17 protein-coding genes are annotated in these 19,776 nt (G+C 60.9%); 12 read left to right on the forward strand and 5 right to left on the reverse strand.

From position 1 onward, the window contains the following. Genes ssuC through LVD08_RS01885 form a run of 3 tightly spaced genes read left to right on the forward strand, consistent with a single transcriptional unit; the run spans position 1 to position 1,835 of the window. On the forward strand, positions 1-783 hold the full coding sequence (gene ssuC, locus LVD08_RS01875; RefSeq protein WP_247267253.1) for an aliphatic sulfonate ABC transporter permease SsuC: 783 nt from the start codon (positions 1-3) through the stop codon (positions 781-783). Beyond that, positions 780-1,586, forward strand: a complete 807-nt coding sequence (ssuB, locus tag LVD08_RS01880) for an aliphatic sulfonates ABC transporter ATP-binding protein (RefSeq protein ID WP_095137604.1) — start codon at positions 780-782, stop codon at positions 1,584-1,586. Before ssuC ends, ssuB begins: the two co-directional genes overlap by 4 nt. Before the next feature lie 33 nt (positions 1,587-1,619). Next, entirely contained in the window at positions 1,620-1,835 is a 216-nt protein-coding gene (locus LVD08_RS01885) for a TOBE domain-containing protein (RefSeq protein WP_007967989.1), read from the forward strand. Positions 1,836-1,996: 161 nt separating this feature from the next. Here the strand turns inward: LVD08_RS01885 and LVD08_RS01890 are convergent, their stop codons facing one another. Then, positions 1,997-2,629 (reverse strand): TetR/AcrR family transcriptional regulator, encoded by a 633-nt coding sequence (locus LVD08_RS01890; RefSeq protein WP_027610513.1) that lies wholly within the window; start codon positions 2,627-2,629, stop codon positions 1,997-1,999. Between the two features lie 246 nt (positions 2,630-2,875). Continuing rightward, entirely contained in the window at positions 2,876-4,252 is a 1,377-nt protein-coding gene (locus LVD08_RS01895; RefSeq protein WP_003229254.1) for a glutamine synthetase family protein, read from the reverse strand. 729 nt (positions 4,253-4,981) lie between these two features. On the opposite strand from LVD08_RS01895, the gene LVD08_RS01900 reads away from it, so the two are divergent. The 7 genes from LVD08_RS01900 to LVD08_RS01930 all read left to right on the forward strand — a co-directional run bounded on the left by LVD08_RS01900 (position 4,982) and on the right by LVD08_RS01930 (position 13,341). Then, positions 4,982-6,340 (forward strand): glutamine synthetase family protein, encoded by a 1,359-nt coding sequence (locus LVD08_RS01900; RefSeq protein ID WP_007967993.1) that lies wholly within the window; start codon positions 4,982-4,984, stop codon positions 6,338-6,340. A 56-nt stretch (positions 6,341-6,396) separates the two neighbouring features. Next, on the forward strand, positions 6,397-7,761 hold the full coding sequence (locus LVD08_RS01905; RefSeq protein WP_027610514.1) for an aspartate aminotransferase family protein: 1,365 nt from the start codon (positions 6,397-6,399) through the stop codon (positions 7,759-7,761). Positions 7,762-7,932: 171 nt separating this feature from the next. Next, positions 7,933-9,042 (forward strand): polyamine ABC transporter substrate-binding protein, encoded by a 1,110-nt coding sequence (locus LVD08_RS01910; RefSeq protein WP_027610515.1) that lies wholly within the window; start codon positions 7,933-7,935, stop codon positions 9,040-9,042. Positions 9,043-9,229: 187 nt separating this feature from the next. After that, positions 9,230-10,327: a polyamine ABC transporter substrate-binding protein gene (locus LVD08_RS01915; protein ID WP_047596655.1), complete on the forward strand. Its 1,098-nt coding sequence runs from the start codon at positions 9,230-9,232 to the stop codon at positions 10,325-10,327. Positions 10,328-10,394: 67 nt separating this feature from the next. Next, the gene (locus LVD08_RS01920; protein ID WP_003229245.1) at positions 10,395-11,537 is read left to right on the forward strand and encodes an ABC transporter ATP-binding protein; all 1,143 of its coding nucleotides are present in this window, start codon (positions 10,395-10,397) and stop codon (positions 11,535-11,537) included. 35 nt (positions 11,538-11,572) lie between these two features. Next, complete coding sequence (locus tag LVD08_RS01925; protein ID WP_171061891.1) at positions 11,573-12,454, forward strand: ABC transporter permease subunit; 882 nt, start codon at positions 11,573-11,575, stop codon at positions 12,452-12,454. Then, complete coding sequence (locus LVD08_RS01930) at positions 12,451-13,341, forward strand: ABC transporter permease subunit (protein ID WP_007968003.1); 891 nt, start codon at positions 12,451-12,453, stop codon at positions 13,339-13,341. Before LVD08_RS01925 ends, LVD08_RS01930 begins: the two co-directional genes overlap by 4 nt. A 142-nt stretch (positions 13,342-13,483) precedes the next feature. On the opposite strand, the gene LVD08_RS01935 is transcribed toward LVD08_RS01930, so the two are convergent. After that, positions 13,484-14,125 (reverse strand): HD domain-containing protein, encoded by a 642-nt coding sequence (locus LVD08_RS01935; protein ID WP_247267254.1) that lies wholly within the window; start codon positions 14,123-14,125, stop codon positions 13,484-13,486. Positions 14,126-14,439: 314 nt separating this feature from the next. Here LVD08_RS01935 and LVD08_RS01940 point away from each other — a divergent pair, with 314 nt between their 5' ends. Beyond that, the gene (locus LVD08_RS01940) at positions 14,440-15,405 is read left to right on the forward strand and encodes a GlxA family transcriptional regulator (RefSeq protein ID WP_247267255.1); all 966 of its coding nucleotides are present in this window, start codon (positions 14,440-14,442) and stop codon (positions 15,403-15,405) included. A 114-nt stretch (positions 15,406-15,519) separates the two neighbouring features. Here the strand turns inward: LVD08_RS01940 and LVD08_RS01945 are convergent, their stop codons facing one another. Together LVD08_RS01945 and LVD08_RS01950 are read right to left on the reverse strand one after the other, a co-directional pair. Then, positions 15,520-17,931, reverse strand: coding sequence for a penicillin acylase family protein (locus LVD08_RS01945; RefSeq protein ID WP_247267256.1), 2,412 nt, complete (start codon positions 17,929-17,931; stop codon positions 15,520-15,522). 103 nt (positions 17,932-18,034) lie between these two features. Beyond that, positions 18,035-18,613 carry a DUF6436 domain-containing protein gene (locus tag LVD08_RS01950; protein ID WP_247267257.1) on the reverse strand — a complete coding sequence of 193 codons (579 nt, stop codon included), beginning with the start codon at positions 18,611-18,613 and terminating at the stop codon, positions 18,035-18,037. Between the two features lie 99 nt (positions 18,614-18,712). On the opposite strand from LVD08_RS01950, the gene LVD08_RS01955 reads away from it, so the two are divergent. Next, a complete protein-coding gene (locus LVD08_RS01955; RefSeq protein WP_097088902.1) occupies positions 18,713-19,660 on the forward strand; it encodes an alpha/beta hydrolase in 948 nt (315 codons plus the stop codon). Positions 19,661-19,776: the final 116 nt, after the last annotated feature.

Raw genomic sequence — 19,776 nt, forward strand, 5'->3', positions numbered from 1 at the left:
ATGAAAAAATTTATCCACAGCCTCGCGCCCTGGGCGTTGCCGGTGCTCTTGCTGGCGGTGTGGCAGTTGTCGGTGTCGGCCGGCTGGTTGTCGACACGGATTCTGCCGGCACCGGTGGCGGTGATCGAGGCCGGTGTCAGTCTGGTGCGCAGCGGCGAGATCTGGACGCACCTGGCGATCAGCAGCTGGCGCGCGGCGCTGGGCTTCACCATCGGCGGCAGCATCGGCCTGGTGCTGGGCTTCATCACTGGCCTGTCGAAGTGGGGCGAACGCCTGCTCGACAGCTCGGTGCAGATGATCCGCAACGTGCCGCACCTGGCGCTGATTCCGTTGGTAATTCTGTGGTTCGGCATCGACGAGTCGGCGAAGATTTTCCTGGTCGCATTGGGCACGTTGTTCCCGATCTACCTCAACACCTATCACGGCATCCGCAACGTCGATCCGGCGCTGGTGGAAATGGCGCGCAGTTATGGCTTGAGCGGTTTCAGCCTGTTCTGGCAGGTGATTCTGCCGGGCGCGCTGCCTTCGATTCTGGTCGGTGTGCGCTTCGCACTGGGCTTCATGTGGCTGACGCTGATCGTTGCCGAAACCATTTCCGCCAGCTCCGGCATCGGCTATCTGGCGATGAATGCCCGCGAGTTTTTGCAGACCGACGTGGTGGTGCTGGCGATCCTGCTTTACGCGGTACTCGGCAAGCTTGCTGATCTCGCCGCCCGTGCTCTTGAGCGGGTGTGGCTGCGCTGGCATCCGGCCTATCAGGTTGCCAAGGGAGGTGCGGCATGACCGCTCAACAACCTCCACGCTTGCTGCGCGGGATTCCGCTGGTGGTGCGCAACCTGCAGAAAACCTTTGGCGCGCGGCAGGTGTTGCGCGACATCGACCTGCACATTCCGGCGGGGCAATTCGTCGCCGTGGTCGGACGCAGCGGGTGCGGCAAGAGCACCTTCCTGCGCTTGCTCGCCGGCCTCGACCAACCGACTGGCGGCGACCTGCTGGCCGGCGCCGCGCCGCTGAGCGATGCGCGGGAAGACACCCGGCTGATGTTCCAGGAAGCCCGGCTGCTGCCGTGGAAAAAGATCATTGACAACGTCGGCCTCGGCCTTAAAGGCAACTGGCGCCCGCAAGCTCTGGAGGCGCTGGAAGCGGTGGGTCTGGCGGATCGCGCCAACGAGTGGCCGGCAGCCTTGTCCGGTGGGCAGAAGCAGCGCGTGGCACTGGCCCGGGCGCTGATTCACCAGCCGCGCCTGCTGTTGCTCGACGAGCCGCTGGGTGCGCTGGATGCGCTGACCCGGATCGAGATGCAGCAACTGATCGAACGCCTCTGGCAGAAGCATGGGTTCACCGTGCTGCTGGTGACCCATGACGTCAGCGAAGCGGTGGCGATTGCCGACCGGGTGATTCTGATCGAGGACGGCGAAGTCGGCCTCGACCTGCAAGTGGAACTGCCACGCCCGCGAGTGCGCGGATCGCATCGACTGGCGGCGCTGGAAACCGAAGTGCTCAACCGTGTTCTGTCCCTGCCCGGCGAGCCGCCGGAGCCGGAACCTGTTTCACCACTGCCTACGCAATTGCGCTGGGCGCAATAACTCAAGTTACATCCAACGACAGGAATCAAAGCCATGACTATCAAAGCCATCAACGTGCGCAACCAGTTCAAAGGCTCGATCAAGGAGATCGTTCTCGGCGACGTGCTGTCGGAAATCGACGTGCAAACCGCTTCCGGCATCGTCACTTCAGTGATCACCACCCGCTCGGTCAAGGAGCTGGAACTGGCGGTGGGCAGCGAGGTGATCGCCTTCGTGAAATCCACCGAGGTGTCGATCGCCAAGTTGTAAGCCAGTGAGTAAAAAACAACCCCGAAAGGCGTGAGCCCTTCGGGGTTTTTTGTACCTGGCTTGAAATCGGCTGAGCGGCCTTCGCGAGCAGGCTCGCTCCCACAGGGAACCGCATTCCAAATGTGGGAGCGAGCCTGCTCGCGAAGAGGCCGGTAAAGACGCTAGAGAATTCTTTTGGGCAGATAAGGCGGCAGATACAGCCCGATATAGGCATCAAACACCCGCATCCCTTCCTCGGCCATGCGCGGCGTGATCTGCCCATGCTGCTGCACCGAGCGCGCATACACGCGGTCACCCAGTTCCATCGCCAGGGCAAACACATCGACATCGCTGGGCAGTCGCGGCAATTCGAAGTGATGGTCGAACAGCTTGTGCATCAGGTCGCCGAGTTCGATGTCGTGCTGGCGGTCGGCCTGGGTCACTTCAGTCAGGCCGTGCTGGGCGAGGATCAACTGGCGGGCCGCCGCGTCTTCGTCGTAGATCTCCAGCATCCGCTCTTCGACCAGTCGCGACAGGTCACGCCAGTCGCGCAGGGCGTCGTGGTCGATCGGCGCTTGCAGGCAGGCGCGAAACGCCGCATGCACGTCGGCGGTCAGCGCTTCGAGCAGTGCCGGGACGCTGGCGAAGAAGTGATACACGGATGACGGCGGAATCTGCGCGCGTTCGGCGACGCTGTAGATCGACAGACTGGCCACACCCTCGGCGGCCAGCAGCGTACGCGCGGCTTCGAGTATCGAGTCGATCCGCGCCTGGCTGCGGGCACGGGGTTTGCGGACGGGGGCGGGACGCGTCATGGAAGTCTCCTGCGGGGCAGCGGGCATTGTACGAGCCACACCGTGTGTTGTCTGCCAGGACGCCTTCGGGAGCAAACCCCCTCCCACAGTTGATCTTCTGCGTACAAACGATCCCCATTCGCTGAGGCCCCTGTGGGAGGGGGCTTGCACCCGAACCGCCGCAGGCGGCCATTCAGATCAAAATTCGGCCATAAAAAACGCCGTGGGCCAAGACGGCCGACGGCGTTTTATCTGGTCGCAATCCGCTTAAACGGTATGCAGATACCAGTTGTACTCAAGGTCGGAGATGGAGTGTTCGAACTCCTCCAGCTCGCTTTCCTTGCAGGCGACGAAGATATCGATGTATTTCGGATCGATGTACTTGGCCATCACCTCGCTGTCGTCCAGCTCGCGCAGGGCATCGCGCAAGTTGTTCGGCAGGCTTTGTTCGTTCTGCTCATAGCTGTTGCCTTCGACCGGAGCGCCCGGTTCGATCTTGTTCACCAGACCGTGATGCACACCGGCCAGGACCGAAGCCATCAGCAGGTACGGGTTGGCGTCGGCGCCCGCTACGCGGTGTTCGATACGCACGGCATCGGCAGAGCCGGTTGGTACGCGGATCGCCACGGTGCGGTTGTCCAGGCCCCAGCACGGCGAGTTCGGCACATAGAACTGCGCGCCGAAGCGACGGTACGAGTTGACGTTCGGGCAGAGGAAAGCCATCTGCGCCGGCAGGGTCTCGAGCACACCGCCGATCGCGTGACGCAGCGCGGCGTTCTGCTCGGGATCCTCGCTTGCAAAGATGTTCTTGCCATCTTTGTCGAGCACCGAGATGTGGACATGCAGACCATTACCCGCCTGGCCCGGATACGGCTTGGCCATGAAGGTGGTGTCCATTTCATGGTCGTAGGCGATGTTCTTGATCAGACGCTTGAGCAGTACCGCGTAGTCGCAGGCCTTGATCGGGTCGGCGACGTGGTGCAGGTTCACTTCGAACTGCGCCGGGGCACTTTCCTTGACGATGGCGTCGGCGGGGATGCCTTGTTCTTTGGCGCCTTCCAGAATGTCCTGGAGGCAGTCGACGTATTCGTCGAGGTCGTCGATCAGGTAGACCTGAGTCGAGTGCGGGCGTTTGCCGGAGATCGGCGAGCGTGGCGGCTGTGGACGACCGTTCACGTTTTCCTGGTCGATCAGGTAGAACTCCAGCTCGAAGGCTGCGCAGATGGTCAAGCCCAGCTCGTCAAACTTTGCAACAACTTGACGGAGCACTTCGCGCGGGTCGGCGAAGAACGGGTCGCCTTCGAGTTCGTGCATGGTCATCAACAGCTGCGCGGTCGGGCGCTTCTGCCATGGCTCGTTGCACAGGGTGTCGGGGATTGGATAGCAGATCCGGTCGGCGTCGCCGATGTCCAGACCCAGGCCGGTGCTTTCCACCGTAGAGCCGTTGATATCCAGAGCAAATAGGGAGGCCGGCAGGTTGATGCCTTTCTCGTAAACCTTGTGGAGGCTGGTGCGTTCGATGCGCTTGCCGCGCACCACACCATTCATATCCGCAATCAGAAGGTCAACGTACAGAACCTCAGGATGTTCCTTAAGGAACGCGTTCGCTTCGTTAAGCTGAACGGCACGCGGGGGTACCGACATGATGCAACACCTTTGTTGTTAAAAATATCAATCATTGATCTTTTCTGGTTTCAGTCAACCCGAACGGCCTGCCGAAGTCAAGCGAGGCCTTTTTTGCCCTAAAAAAGCGCTGCGAGGGCATTTATGGGGCACTTTGGGGCAGTTTTTTGTCCTTGGGACGCTTGGCACCCGCGGGCTTGAGCAGGCCGTGTTGTATTTTTTACGGGGGTGTTGTGTAAAAAAATGAACAAGGCTAAGCTCCGACCAAACCCATAACAGCAATAATACCGGGGTGCTTCATGTCTCGCCTGCCGTTAATCGGCATCACCGACTGCTCGCAACAGTCCGGTCTGCATGCTCATCACATCAGTGGCGACAAATCCGTCCGTGACGCGGCCAGCATGGCTCGTGGCGGGTCGACGAGGTTCTCGTGCGCATCAGGCCAAACGGCAACGTCCGATATTCTGGACGCACGGGACAGCATCCTGTTTATGGCGTCTCCTTCCAATATAGATCCCTTTGAGTCCCAAAGCCTGTGCCGCTCCCAAAGCCGTGCTCATGATTCTGCACGCCTTGAATGTGCACAGGAAATGCAACGCCAGCGTAAAGGGCAGGTAAGCTCCTCTTTCATTGTCTATGCGCGGTGCCAGGCGTAAGCCGGCACTGCGCGCAAGCAAGCCCCTTTAACGCGACGCCACGGCGTCAAACTTTGCCTGACACGATGTCAGGAGACTCAGCCCAGAGGCATTTATGAGTAACAACCTCGACCAGCTCACCGATTGGTTGAAAGACCACAAGATCACAGAAGTCGAATGCATGATCGGCGACTTGACCGGTATTACCCGGGGCAAGATCTCGCCGACCAACAAATTCATCGCCGAGAAGGGCATGCGCCTGCCAGAAAGCGTTCTGTTGCAGACCGTGACCGGCGACTACGTCGAAGACGACATCTATTACGAACTGCTCGACCCGGCCGACATCGACATGATCTGCCGTCCCGACCAGAACGCCGTGTACCTGGTGCCTTGGGCCATCGAGCCGACCGCTCAGGTGATCCACGACACCTACGACAAGCAAGGCAACCCGATCGAGCTATCGCCGCGCAACGTCCTCAAGAAAGTCCTCAAACTCTACGCCGACAAGGGCTGGCAGCCAATCGTGGCGCCGGAGATGGAGTTCTACCTGACCAAGCGCAGTGACGACCCCGACTATCCGTTGCAGCCGCCAATCGGCCGCTCGGGCCGTCCGGAAATCGGTCGTCAGTCGTTCTCCATCGAAGCGGCGAACGAATTCGACCCGCTGTTCGAAGACGTCTACGACTGGTGCGAACTGCAGGAGCTGGACCTCGACACGCTGATCCACGAAGACGGCACGGCGCAGATGGAAATCAACTTCCGTCACGGCGATGCACTGTCGCTGGCCGATCAGATTCTGGTGTTCAAGCGCACCATGCGCGAAGCCGCGCTCAAGCATGACGTGGCCGCCACCTTCATGGCCAAGCCGATGACCGGCGAGCCGGGCAGTGCCATGCACCTGCACCAGAGCATCATCGACATCGAGACCGGCAAGAACGTGTTCTCCAATGAAGACGGAACCATGAGCCAGCTGTTCCTGCACCACATCGGTGGCCTGCAGAAACTGATCCCGGAATTGCTCCCGCTGTTCGCACCGAACGTCAACTCGTTCCGCCGCTTCCTGCCGGACACTTCGGCGCCGGTGAACGTGGAGTGGGGCGAAGAGAACCGCACTGTGGGCCTGCGCGTACCGGATGCCGGCCCGCAGAACCGCCGCGTGGAAAACCGCCTGCCGGGCGCCGACGCCAACCCGTACCTGGCGATTGCCGCGAGCCTGCTCTGCGGTTACATCGGCATGGTCGAGGGCCTCAACCCGAGCGCGCCAGTGGTCGGTCGTGGCTATGAACGCCGCAACCTGCGCCTGCCGCTGACCATCGAGGACGCGCTGGAGCGTATGGAAAACAGCGCGACCATCGAGAAATACCTGGGCAAGACCTTCATCACCGGCTACGTCGCGGTCAAGCGGGCCGAGCATGAAAACTTCAAGCGCGTGATCAGTTCCTGGGAGCGTGAGTACCTGCTCTTCGCCGTCTGATACGCCGGGCGCGGTGGCCAGCCGCCGCGCCTTCACCGATAACAAGGAGAATTGGCATGACCAGCAACAACCCGCAAACCCGTGAGTGGCAAGCCCTGAGCAGCGATCACCACCTGGCCCCGTTCAGCGATTTCAAGCAGCTGAAAGAGAAGGGTCCACGGATCATCACCAACGCCAAGGGCGTGTACCTGTGGGACAGCGAGGGCAACAAGATCCTCGATGGCATGGCGGGTCTGTGGTGCGTGGCGATCGGTTATGGCCGCGATGAGCTTGCTGACGCCGCCGCGAAGCAGATGCGCGAACTGCCTTACTACAACCTGTTCTTCCAGACTGCGCACCCGCCGGCACTGGAACTGGCCAAGGCCATCGCCGACGTGGCGCCGCAAGGCATGAACCACGTGTTCTTCACCGGTTCCGGCTCCGAAGGCAACGACACCATGCTGCGCATGGTTCGCCACTACTGGGCGATCAAGGGCCAGCCGAACAAGAAAGTCATCATCAGCCGCAAGAACGGTTATCACGGTTCCACCGTGGCCGGCGCTAGCCTGGGTGGCATGACCTATATGCACGAGCAGGGCGACTTGCCGATTCCGGGCATCGTCCATATCGCGCAGCCGTACTGGTTCGCCGAGGGCGGCGACATGTCGCCGGAAGAGTTCGGCATCTGGGCGGCCAATCAGCTGGAAGAGAAGATTCTCGAAGTCGGCGTGGACAACGTCGGAGCGTTCATTGCCGAGCCGATTCAGGGCGCTGGCGGCGTGATCATTCCGCCAGAGACTTACTGGCCGCGCATCAAGGAAATCCTCGCCAAGTACGACATTCTGTTCGTCGCCGACGAAGTGATCTGTGGTTTCGGTCGTACCGGCCAATGGTTCGGTTCGGATTTCTACGATCTGAAACCCGACATGATGACCATCGCCAAAGGCCTGACCTCCGGCTACATCCCGATGGGTGGCCTGATCGTGCGTGACGAAGTGGTGAAGGTGCTCAACGAAGGCGGCGATTTCAACCACGGCTTCACCTACTCCGGGCACCCGGTGGCGGCGGCGGTGGGTCTGGAAAACATCCGGATTCTGCGCGACGAGAAAATTATCGAGAACGCGCATAACGAAACGGCACCGTATTTGCAGAAACGTCTGCGCGAACTCAACGACCACCCGTTGGTGGGCGAAGTGCGCGGCGTCGGTCTGCTGGGGGCGATCGAGCTGGTGCAGGACAAGGCCACTCGCAAGCGTTACGAAGGTCGGGGCGTGGGCATGATCTGCCGGCAGTTCTGCTTCGATAACGGCCTGATCATGCGCGCCGTGGGCGACACCATGATCATTGCGCCGCCGCTGGTGATCAGCAAGGCAGAAATCGATGAGCTGGTGACCAAGGCACGTAAATGCCTGGACCTGACCCTCAGTGCGTTGCAGGCCTAAGTGCTAGGCTTCGAGCGGGGGAGCTGCGGCGCTCTCGCTCGAAGGTGTCAGAAAGGTTGGCCTTTTCTTGAAAGACCGCCTCCGATCTTGCCAGACTAGCCGCGGTTCCAGTTGTCCGGGTTCGGCCGCTGAACAAAGTGGTTCAAAAAAGAAAAATTTGGAGCATGACGCATGAAGGCATTAGGTAAAAAGCTTGCTGGCAAGACTCTTCTCGCGCTGTCCGTCGCGGGCATGATGGCGGGTGCGGTTCACGCGGACGACAAGGTACTGCACGTTTACAACTGGTCTGACTACATCGCTCCGGACACCATCGCCAACTTCGAAAAAGAGTCGGGGATCAAGGTGGTCTACGACGTATTCGACAGCAACGAAACCCTGGAAGCCAAGCTGCTGGCGGGCAAGTCCGGTTACGACGTGGTTGTGCCGTCGAACAACTTCCTGGCCAAGCAGATCAAGGCGGGCGTTTATCAGGAGCTGGACAAGTCCAAGCTGTCCAACTACGGCAACCTGAACAAGTCGCTGCTCAAGGCCGTTTCGGTCAGCGACCCGGACAACAAGCACGCCTTCCCGTACATGTGGGGCTCGATCGGCATCGGCTACAACCCGGAGAAGGTCAAGGCTGCACTGGGCGTCGACACCATCGATTCCTGGGACACTCTGCTCAAGCCGGAGAACATCGCCAAGCTCAAGAGCTGCGGTGTGAGCTTCCTCGACTCGCCGACCGAAATGCTCCCGGTCGCGCTGCACTACCTGGGCCTGCCAACCGACAGCCAGAAGAAAGAAGACATCAAGAAAGCCGAGGAACTGTTCCTCAAGATTCGTCCTTCGATCACCTACTTCCACTCCTCCAAGTACATCTCGGACCTGGCCAACGGCAACATCTGCGTAGCGGTCGGCTACTCGGGTGACGTGCAGCAGGCCAAGTCCCGTGCCGCCGAGGCCGGTGACAAGGTCAAGGTCAGCTACGCCATTCCGAAGGAAGGTGCCGGCAGCTTCTATGACATGGTCGCGATTCCGAAAGATGCGGAAAACATCGACGGCGCCTACAAGTTCATGAACTACCTGCTGCAACCGAAAGTGATGGCCGAGATCACCAACGCTGTGCGCTTCCCTAACGGTAACGCCGAAGCGACCCAGTACGTGAACAAGGACATCACCGCCGATCCAGGCATCTACCCGCCAGCCGACGTGCAGGCCAAGCTGTATGCGATCGCCGATTTGCCGGCCGCTACCCAGCGTGAACTGACCCGCAGCTGGACCAAGATCAAATCCGGTAAATAAGCCGGTTTGACGCAGCAACCGCTGGCCGTCGTCGCCGCGACGGCGGCCAGCGGATCAATTAAATGACAGGAAGTTTTGCAGGAACGGTTTTTCGAGGGTAAGTTGCGCGCCGGTTTGGTTGCCGGGCAGCCATGGCTGTCATGTAACGCGGGGCAACTTGGGCCCAACTAATTTAGAGGACCTCCACTTGCCTATTTTTTCTTCTTTGCGCAAAGCCCTGCTGGCCACTGCCGGCCTGACGATCGCTGTCGGAGCCCAGGCCGCCGGTACGGTGCATATTTATAACTGGTCGGATTACATCGGCGAGACCACCCTGGCCGACTTCGAGAAAGCCACCGGGATCAAACCGGTGTACGACGTGTTCGATTCCAACGAGACCCTGGAAGGCAAGCTTCTGGCCGGGCGTACCGGTTACGACGTGGTCGTGCCGTCGAACCATTTCCTCGGCAAGCAGATCAAGGCGGGCGCGTTCCAGAAGCTCGACAGGTCGCAGTTGCCGAATTATTCGAATCTCGATCCGGTGCTGCTCAAACGCCTGGAACAGAACGACCCGGGCAACCAGTACGCCGTGCCGTACCTGTGGGGCACCAACGGCATCGGCTACAACGTCGAGAAAGTCAAAGCGGTGCTCGGCATCGACAAGATCGACTCCTGGAGCGTGCTGTTCGAGCCGGAGAACATCAAGAAGCTGCACAGCTGTGGCGTCGCGTTCCTCGACTCGGCCGATGAAATGATGCCGACCGTGCTCAACTACATGGGGCTGAACGCCAACAGCACCAATCCGAAGGACTACGCCAAGGCCACCGACAAACTGCTGGCCGTGCGTCCTTACGTGACCTACTTCCACTCGTCGAAATACATCGGTGATCTGGCCAACGGCGACATCTGCGTGGCCATCGGTTTCTCCGGCGATATCTTCCAGGCCAAGCACCGTGCCGAAGAAGCCAAGAAGGGCGTGAACATCGCCTACTCGATTCCGAAAGAGGGTGGCGCATTGTGGTTCGACATGCTGGCGATTCCGAAGGATTCGTCCAACGTCAAAGAGGCCCACGCCTTCATCAACTATTTGCTGAAACCTGAGGTGATCGCCCAGGTCAGTGATTACGTCGGTTACGCCAACCCCAACCCGGGGTCGGACAAGCTGATGGAACAGTCCATCCGCACCGACGAAGCGGTTTATCCACCGCAAGCAGTCCTCGACAAGACCTACGTGTCGGTCGAGTTGCCACCCAATATTCAGCGTTTGATGACCCGTAGCTGGACCAAGGTCAAGTCGGGCAAGTAAGGCACAAACTATCCTGGGTTCGTCCGCATGGGGCGAACTGCACTGTTTTTTTCTGGGAGTTTCGTAAATGGCAGTTGCCTCCGGCGCCTATAAGAAAGCCCTCGAGGGCGACCAGACACCTAAGCAGGTGTTGGTCAAAATCGACCGGGTCACGAAGAAGTTCGACGAGACGATTGCCGTGGACGATGTGTCCCTGGAAATCAAGAAAGGCGAGATCTTCGCCCTGCTCGGCGGTTCGGGATCGGGCAAATCCACGCTGCTGCGGATGCTGGCAGGGTTCGAACGGCCCACGGAGGGGCGCATTTTCCTCGACGGCGTCGACATCACCGACATGCCGCCGTATGAGCGACCGATCAACATGATGTTCCAGTCGTACGCGTTGTTCCCGCACATGACTGTGGCGCAGAACATCGCCTTCGGCCTCAAGCAGGACAAGATTCCCAACGCCGAGATTGATGCGCGCGTGGCCGAGATGCTCAAGCTGGTGCAGATGAGCCAGTACGCCAAGCGCAAGCCGCATCAACTGTCCGGCGGTCAGCGTCAGCGTGTAGCACTGGCGCGCTCGCTGGCCAAGCGGCCGAAACTGCTGCTGCTCGACGAGCCGATGGGCGCACTGGACAAGAAACTGCGTTCGCAGATGCAGCTGGAGCTGGTGGAAATCATCGAGCGCGTGGGCGTGACCTGCGTGATGGTGACCCACGACCAGGAAGAAGCCATGACCATGGCCGAGCGCATCGCGATCATGCACCTGGGCTGGATCGCCCAGATCGGCAGCCCGATCGACATCTACGAAACCCCGACCAGCCGTCTGGTCTGTGAATTCATCGGCAACGTGAACATCTTCGAAGGCGAAGTGATCGACGACGCCGAAGGCCACGCGACCATCACTTGCAAAGACCTCGACCGGCAGATCTACGTCGGCCACGGCATCAGCACTTCGGTGCAGGACAAATCCGTGACCTACGCAATTCGTCCGGAGAAGCTGCTGGTCACCGCCGAAATGCCGACCTGCGAATACAACTGGTCGAGCGGCAAGGTGCATGACATCGCCTACCTCGGCGGGCACTCGGTGTTCTACGTCGAATTGCCGAGCGGCAAGCTGGTGCAGTCGTTCGTCGCCAACGCCGAACGTCGCGGCCAGCGTCCGACCTGGGGCGATCAGGTTTACGTGTGGTGGGAAGACGACAGCGGCGTGGTACTTCGCTCATGAACATGCGCAAGTTCAAACGACGGCTCAACCGAATAATTCCCAATGGCCGGCAACTGGTCATCGGGGTTCCGTTCATCTGGCTGTTCCTGTTCTTCATGCTGCCGTTCTTCATCGTCCTGAAGATCAGCTTCGCTGAAGCCGACGTGGCCATCCCGCCGTACACCGAGATCTACACCTTCGCCGAGCAGAAGCTGCAACTGCTGCTGAACCTGGGCAACTACGCGATGCTGGGCGACGACGAGTTGTACATCGCCGCCTACCTCGGCTCGCTGAAGATGGCGTTCTTCAGCACGCTGCTGTGCCTGCTGATCGGCTACCCGATGGCCTACGCCATCGCCAGTGCGCGCAAAGAGCTGCAGACGGTACTGGTGTTGCTGATCATGATGCCGACCTGGACTGCGATCCTGATCCGTGTGTATGCGTGGATGGGCATCCTCAGCAACAACGGCCTGCTCAACGGTTTCCTGATGAGCATGGGCTTTATCGACGAGCCGCTGCAGATCCTCAACACCAACCTGGCGGTCTATATCGGCGTGGTTTATTCGTACCTGCCGTTCATGATCCTGCCGCTGTACGCCAACCTGGTGAAGCACGATCAGAGCCTGCTGGAAGCCGCTTCCGACCTCGGTTCGAGCACCTTCAACAGCTTTTGGAAAATCACCATTCCGCTGTCCAAGAACGGGATCATCGCCGGCTGCATGCTGGTGTTCATCCCGGTGGTCGGCGAGTTCGTGATCCCGGAACTGCTTGGCGGCCCGGAAACCCTGATGATCGGTAAAGTGCTCTGGCAAGAGTTCTTCAACAACCGTGACTGGCCGGTGGCGTCCGCCCTGGCGGTGGTGATGCTGGCGATCCTGATTGTGCCGATCATCCTGTTCAACCGCAGTCAGGCCAAGGAAATGGAGGGCAAAGAATGAAACGCATCCGTTTCTCCAGCCTGATGCTGGTACTGGGTCTGTTGTTCATCTACCTGCCGATGCTGATCCTGGTGATCTACTCGTTCAACGCCTCGAAACTGGTGACGGTGTGGGGCGGCTGGTCGATCAAGTGGTACGTCGGCCTGCTCGACAATACCCAACTGATGGGCTCGGTGGTGCGCTCCCTGGAAATCGCCTGCTATACCGCGGTTGCGGCGGTGGCGCTAGGTACGCTGGCAGCGTTCGTGCTGACCCGCATCACCCACTTCAAGGGCCGCACGCTGTTCGGTGGCCTGGTGACGGCGCCGTTGGTGATGCCGGAAGTGATCACCGGTCTGTCGCTGTTGCTGCTGTTCGTAGCCATGGCGCAGATGATCGGCTGGCCGCAGGAACGTGGCATCGTCACCATCTGGATCGCCCACACGACGTTCTGTGCGGCGTATGTGGCGGTGGTGGTGTCGGCGCGTCTGCGTGAGCTGGACCTGTCGATTGAAGAGGCGGCGATGGACCTCGGTGCGCGGCCGTGGAAGGTGTTCTTCCTGATCACCATCCCGATGATCGCACCGTCGCTGGCAGCCGGCGGCATGATGTCGTTCGCTCTGTCGCTGGACGATCTGGTACTGGCGAGCTTCGTTTCCGGCCCGGGTTCGACCACGCTGCCGATGGAAGTGTTCTCGGCGGTGCGTCTGGGCGTGAAGCCTGAGATCAACGCCGTGGCCAGTCTGATTCTGCTGGCGGTGTCGATCGTGACGTTCCTGGTGTGGTTCTTCAGCCGCCGTGCCGAAGAAGCGCGCAAGAAAGCCATCCAGCAAGCCATCGAAGAAGGCGCCGCCGATTCGTGGAAGCAACCGGACGTGCGCCGCGCGCCTGCACCGGAAGCGGCTTAAAGCAAACTCGGGTTGGCCCCTTTATCAAGGCCAACCCAAATCCACTGTGGGAGCGTGCTTGCTCGCGAAGAGGGCGTGTCAGTCGACTGAAATGTTGGCTGACCCACCGCATTCGCGAGCAAGCCCGCTCCCACATTGGGTATTAGGCAGCCCAGGGAGATTGGCGGATGACCTCAACAAAGTTCATCGGCTTGAACCCCGGCTCCTGATCCACCAGCACATCGGTCTTCACGTTGCCGAACGTGGTCTGCGGACGGTGGCGCAAGCCGTCGGCAAACGCGCAGATGATGCACTCCTTGAAACCTTCCCCGCGTGGATGCGCATGCACCACGGCTTCGCGCTGGGTGCTGCTGAACGCCGCGTAATCCATGCCCAACACGTCCATCTCGACCCCGGCGGTGACCAGCGCGACGGTCGGCCGCAGATGTTTGGGCACGCCCGGCGTGGTGTGCAGGGCAATCGACAGCCAGACCTGTTCGATGTCGTCATCGCTCAGACCGTACGGCTTGAGAAACGCCGCTGCCGCGTTGGCGCCATCCACTTCGAAACGCTCGTCGGCACTGCGATAGCCCTCGACCAGACCAAGGTCGTGGAACATCGCGCCGACATACAGCAGCTCCGGGTTGTAGGTCAGTTGTTGGCGCTCGCCGCTCAACGCACCGAACAGAAATACCCGGCGCGAGTGGTGGTAGAGCAAGTCGGTTTCGATGTCGCGAATGTATTCGGTGGTGGCCCGGGCGAGGGCGCTGTCGGGGATCTTGATGCCGGCAATGGTCGTGCTCATGAAGGTATCCTCATCGAAAACGCCGTCGTGGCGCTGATGGACGAAGTCTGTTCCCCGAGGCACTAAACGGACAATCAACGCATGGCTGCGATCCTTGCCAATCGACCTGCAAATCGTGCCAACCTCGCTTGTTGAACCTGGATTGGCTAGGGTTGGCTCAATCAACAAGGCAGGCACGGCCCATGTGGGAGCGGGCTTGCTCGCGAAAGCGGTGTGTCATTCAACAGATAAGTTGAATGTAAGGGCCCTTTCGCGAGCAAGCCCGCTCCCACAGGGATTTGTGTTTGCCAGGGCATTGAGGACATTGGAGGCTTATGAACAAAACCATCGCCATCGTGATATTTCCCGGCGTGCAGGCGCTGGATGTCAGCGGGCCGATGGATGTGTTCGCCGAGGCCAATCGTTTTTTGCCGCCTGATGATCACTATCAACTGGAGGTGATCGGCCTCGAACGCGGGCCGATGGCTTGTTCCAACGGTTTGAATCTCAGCGCCCATCGGTACTTCAGCGAAGCGCAGGATGCTTATGACTTGTTGCTCGTCGCTGGCGGCCCGCAGTTGCCGTTCATGGATTTCGGCAAGCCATTCGACACCTGGCTGCGCGAGGCCTGCGCGCGTGCGCGGCGCTTTGGCTCGATCTGCAACGGCGCGTTCATGCTGGCGCGGGCGGGGTTGCTCGACGGGCGCACCGTGACCACCCACTGGAACGATGCCGAAGCCTTGGCACAGTTGTGTCCATCGACTCAAGTCGAGGCCGATCGCCTGTACGTCGAGGACGGTGCGCTCTACACCTCGGCCGGGGTCACCGCCGGGATCGATCTGTCGCTGTACCTGCTGGCCCGTGATTGCGGCGCTGAAGTGGCGCTGAGCGTGGCCAAGCGGCTGGTGGTGTTCACTCAGCGCTCGGGCGGGCAATCGCAGTTCAGTCCGTTCCTCACGCCGCATGCGGAGCCGACGTCGGCGGTGGCGATGGTGCAGTTGTATGTGCTGGCCAACCTCACCGGGGATTTGACGATTGCCGATCTTGCGAACGCGGCGAACATGAGTGCGCGCAACTTCTCCCGGGTGTTCGCCCGCGAGGCCAGGGTCACACCGGCAGAGTTCGTCGAAAGTGCGCGAGTGGATGCGGCGCGGGTGCTGCTGGAAAGCACCACGGCACCGCTGAAGACCGTGGCCTATCAATGCGGGTTTCGCGATGCGCAGCACATGCGCAGTGTGTTCAATCGGCGGTTGGGGGTGACGCCGCAGCAGTTTCGGCTGAATTTTGCGTTGATGCTCTGAGAGATGTGTTGAGTTGGCGGGCCCCATCGCGAGCAGGCTCACTCCTACAATTGGAATGCGTTCCCCTGTAGGAGTGAGCCTGCTCGCGATAGGGCCCGTCCGGCTAACCGAGAACTATTGGGCAGCCCGCGCCGGCAACAGCTTCAAGGTACTGCGCGTATTGGCCGTCACCTCTTCCTCGCTGAAATGCGCCTGCACATACATCCCCTCGACGTACTCTTCAGCCTGATCGTCATAGTGGCTGTCGAACGGCACACCGCTCTGGCCGACCGGGTTGATGGTCAGGCTGTGCGCCGGGTCGGCGAAGTCGACCAGCCGCCGCGTCGAAGGCCCGTAAGTCACCGGCCACGGCGCCGGGCCGAGCTTGGCCGAGAGGTTGTTCGGCACTTCGTGGCTACCCGGCGCGGCGAACGGCCCGACGTTGAAGATGCGATCCAGCGGCTTCTGCTGACCCAACGGATGACCGTGGGTCAGGGTGTGCGCCGGGCCCCATTGCCAGTCGGACGGATTGTCGCCGAGGGTCTGTTTCAGGTGCGCCATGCTCGCCTGCCACGCCGCTTTGACGATGTCGGCGCGGGTTTCCTTGTTCGGCGTGTTGCGGTTGTCCCACCACGGTGAGTCCGCGTTCGCCGCCAGGCGCGGCAGGGCCGCGTCGATCACCCGGGTCGACAACAGCGTTTCGAAGAAATCGTTGCCCAGCTCATCACGCATCGCCGCATCGGCGAGATCGTAGAGGAACTGGTTGAACACTGTGGCGTTGACCGAATCCAGCGGATAGTCGCCTTGCCACTGCGCCAGTTGCTCGACCAGTTTCAGTTGCGCCGGATCACTCACCACTTCACGCAACACCGGCAGCAACGGCGCCAGGGTGCGCGGGCCGTAGGCGGTGGTGGTGCCCAGTTGCAGCTTCTGGTTGGCCTCGTTGCTCCACTTCAGGTTCTTGTCGCTGAGCTGGCGGTTGAGCTGCTGGCCGCGATCGGCGAGGTTGTAGTAACCGGGGATTTCCATTCCGGTCGGCGACAGCGGCTGGAAGTTGGCCGAGACGATGTAGCCGCGCGCCGGGTTTTCTTCCTGCGGGTTGGCGCTGAACGGGTAGTAGCCGTCCTTGTCCGCCTGATTGCTGCTGCCGTCGAGAATGAACTCCGGCTTTACCCCGACCGGGCGTTTCGGCAACAGCGCCGAGGCCCACCAGGCGATGTCACCCTTGGCGTTGGCGTAGACGATGTTCAGCCCCGGTGCCTGCACCTTGGTCGCGGCGGCGCGGGCCTTGGCCAGGGTGTCGGCGCGGTTGAGCTGGTAGAAGCCTTCGAGGATCGGATTCGGCGTTTCGAGGAACGCCCACCACATGGCGATCGGCGTTTTACCGGCGGCAGTGCCGAGGGCGTCGTTGACGATCGGGCCATGGGGCGACTGGCGCAAGGTCAGCGTCACCGGCGCCTGGCCCTTCACCGCGATCTGCTGCTGGGTGCTGAGCAGATCGGTCCACTGGCCGTGGTACCAGACCTGATTCGGGTTGTCCGGGTTGACCTTCTCGGCGATCAGATCCAGATCGTCGTTCTGGAACATGGTCAGGCTCCAGCCGAAATCCAGGTTGTGCCCCAGGAATGCGAACGGCACCAGCGCCTGATGATGGCCGTAGAGCTCAAAGCCCGGTGCCGACAGTTGCGCCTCGTACCACACCGACGGCACCGAGAAACGAATATGCGGATCACCGGCCAACAGCGGTTTGCCGCTCTGGCTACGGCTGCCGGCAATCACCCAGGCGTTGCTGCCTTCGAATTGCGGCAGGCCGTTTTCAATCAGCGCCTGCTCGCTGAGGCGGGCGAGGGCGTTGAGGTCTTTCCAGTCACCGGCGGCGAGGGTCGGAGTCTTGTTGGCGTGACCTTTGGCGAGCACGCCTTTGGGCTGCCAGTCGAGGTCGAAGACATTCAGGTAATCAGCGCCGAGTTGATCGCGCACGTAGGTCAGCAGTGGCTCGGTGCGAAACGCGGCGGCAAAGCTGTAGGCCATGTAACCGGCGACGCTGATGCTGTCTTCGGCGGTGAACGGCCGCTTGGGGATGCCCAGCACGTCGAACTCGATCGGCGCGGCGTGGCTGTCCTGATATTGGTTGATGCCGTCCAGATAGGCTTGCAGGGCCTTCCACGCCGGGGACTGCTTATCGAGACTGGCGACATAGCTGGCAGCGCGCTCACGGATGCGCAGGCTGCGGAACAGTTTGTCGGTGTCGAGCAGCTTCGGCCCGAGCACTTCGGCCAGTTCGCCGCGCGCGAGGCGGCGCATGGCTTCCATCTGGAACAGTCGGTCCTGGGCATGCACGTAGCCGAGGGCGCGATACAGATCGATTTCGTTCTCGGCACGAATATGCGGCACCCCGCGTTCGTCGTAACGCACGGTCACCGAACCCTGCAGATTGCGCAGCTCCACCTGGCCCTGACGCGTCGGTTGCTTGCTATAGACGTACCCGCCGACTCCGGCGAGCAGGACAACGATGAGCAAGGCAAGAACGGTGAAGACGCGTTTCATGGTGACTCCTTGTGCATGCGGGGATTGCCGCCCGTCGGGCTGCAAACAATTAGCACAGACCTTCCGTGCCGTGCATCGCTGTCCTCGAAAAGTCCGGAATGCCTTACTGCGCCAGCACCGGCCACGGGCAATAACACCCGACCGCCAGGGTGTGCGTGGCGTTGACCGGGCGATCTTCGGTCAGGGCATTGAGGATCGGTTCGATAAAACTGTTGCTGGAGTTGCAGGTCAGCCCTTCGCTGTACGGCCCGAAGTACGCCAGTTTGCCGCTGCGGTCCCAGATCGCCACGGCGGGGCTGGCCGGTACCTGCTCGGAACCGGGCAACACCGCGATGGTTTTCAGATTGCTCAGGGTGGCGGGCAACTGGCCGTGGCTGCCGCCACGCTGCACCGCAAAGAACTCCACACCGCGCGGACCGAACTGTTCGACCATTTCCGTCAGGTGCTGTTGATTGCCGACGTTGCACGGGCAGGCCGGGTCCCAGAAGTGCACGAGACGGATTTTGCCGGGGCCGGCCAGTTCATCCGGCAGGCGCAACGGATCACCGGAAAACACCGCGGTGTGCTGACTGAACGCGCGCAGATAGCGCCCCTGAAACCAGTCGTACGCCGCCCACAGCACCCCGGCACACACAAGCGCGAGCAGGCTGGCAAACAGTGCGGTGCGGTAGGGCGAGCGCATGGTTTTTCGATCCTCGAAGGGGGGCTAGCTTGCCATGCTTGCCGCAACAGATGAATATCGCAGGCCGATAAAGTCTGTTTACCGCTTTGGAATACCCGCATGCCTGACACTTTCGATGCCGATCATTTACGCGCCAGCCTCAAGCCTTTGGCCCAGTGGCAGCCGTTGTCGGACGAAGCGAAGGCGTATCAGCGGTTTTATAAAACCGACTTTCCCGAGCGCGATGTCTGGCGCGGCATGGGCCGCTTCGAAGTCGATGGCTATGAACTGGTCAGCCATTGCTGGTGGCCAGAGAAGGTCAAGGGCACGCTGTTTCTGCTGCACGGTTTTTACGATCACACCGGGCTGTATCGGCATGTGATCGAGTGGGCGCTGGATCAGGATTTTGCCGTCATCGCCTGCGACTTGCCGGGTCATGGTTTGTCGAGTGGGCCGCGGGCGAGCATTCGCGACTTCTCCGAATACCAGGACGCCTTGCAGGCGTTGTTCGCTGAAGCCAGTTCGATTGCCCTGCCGCAGCCCTGGCACCTGTGCGGGCAAAGCACTGGCGGCGCGATCGTCGTCGACCACGTGCTCAATCATGGCGAGAACAGTCCGGCGCAGGGTCAGTTGATTCTGCTGGCGCCGCTGGTGCGTCCGCGCGCCTGGGGCTGGTCGCAGCTCAGTTATTACCTGCTGAGGCCTTTCGTGCGGGGCATCGCCCGGCGCTTCAGCGAGAACTCCAACGACCCGGATTTCCTGCCGTTCCTGCAGGCTGATCCGTTACAGCCCAAACGCTTGCCGACCGCGTGGGTCGGTGCGCTGTCGCGCTGGATCATCCGTGTGGAACACGCGAAAAAAAGTCCGCGACGGCCGCTGATCATTCAGGGGCAGGCGGATATGACCGTGGACTGGCAGCACAACTTGCAGGTGCTGAAGTGGAAGTTCGACCGGCCGCAGATTCTGCTGCTGCCGGAGGCGCGGCATCATCTGGCGAACGAGACGCTGGAAATGCGCGAGGAGTATTTCGAGTTTCTGAACAAGCGGATCAGGGGCAGAAATTTGTAGTGTTTGAAGGGCCTCTTCGCGAGCAGGCTCGCCCCCACAGGCGGCCGCGGTCACCCGTGGGGGGGGGCCCGCTCGCGGGGGCGGGCCCTCCGGCGCTAGATAATACTGGCCAACGG

Source organism: Pseudomonas sp. YL2 (assembly GCF_023063025.1).
GTDB classification, from domain to species: domain Bacteria; phylum Pseudomonadota; class Gammaproteobacteria; order Pseudomonadales; family Pseudomonadaceae; genus Aquipseudomonas; species Aquipseudomonas putida_A.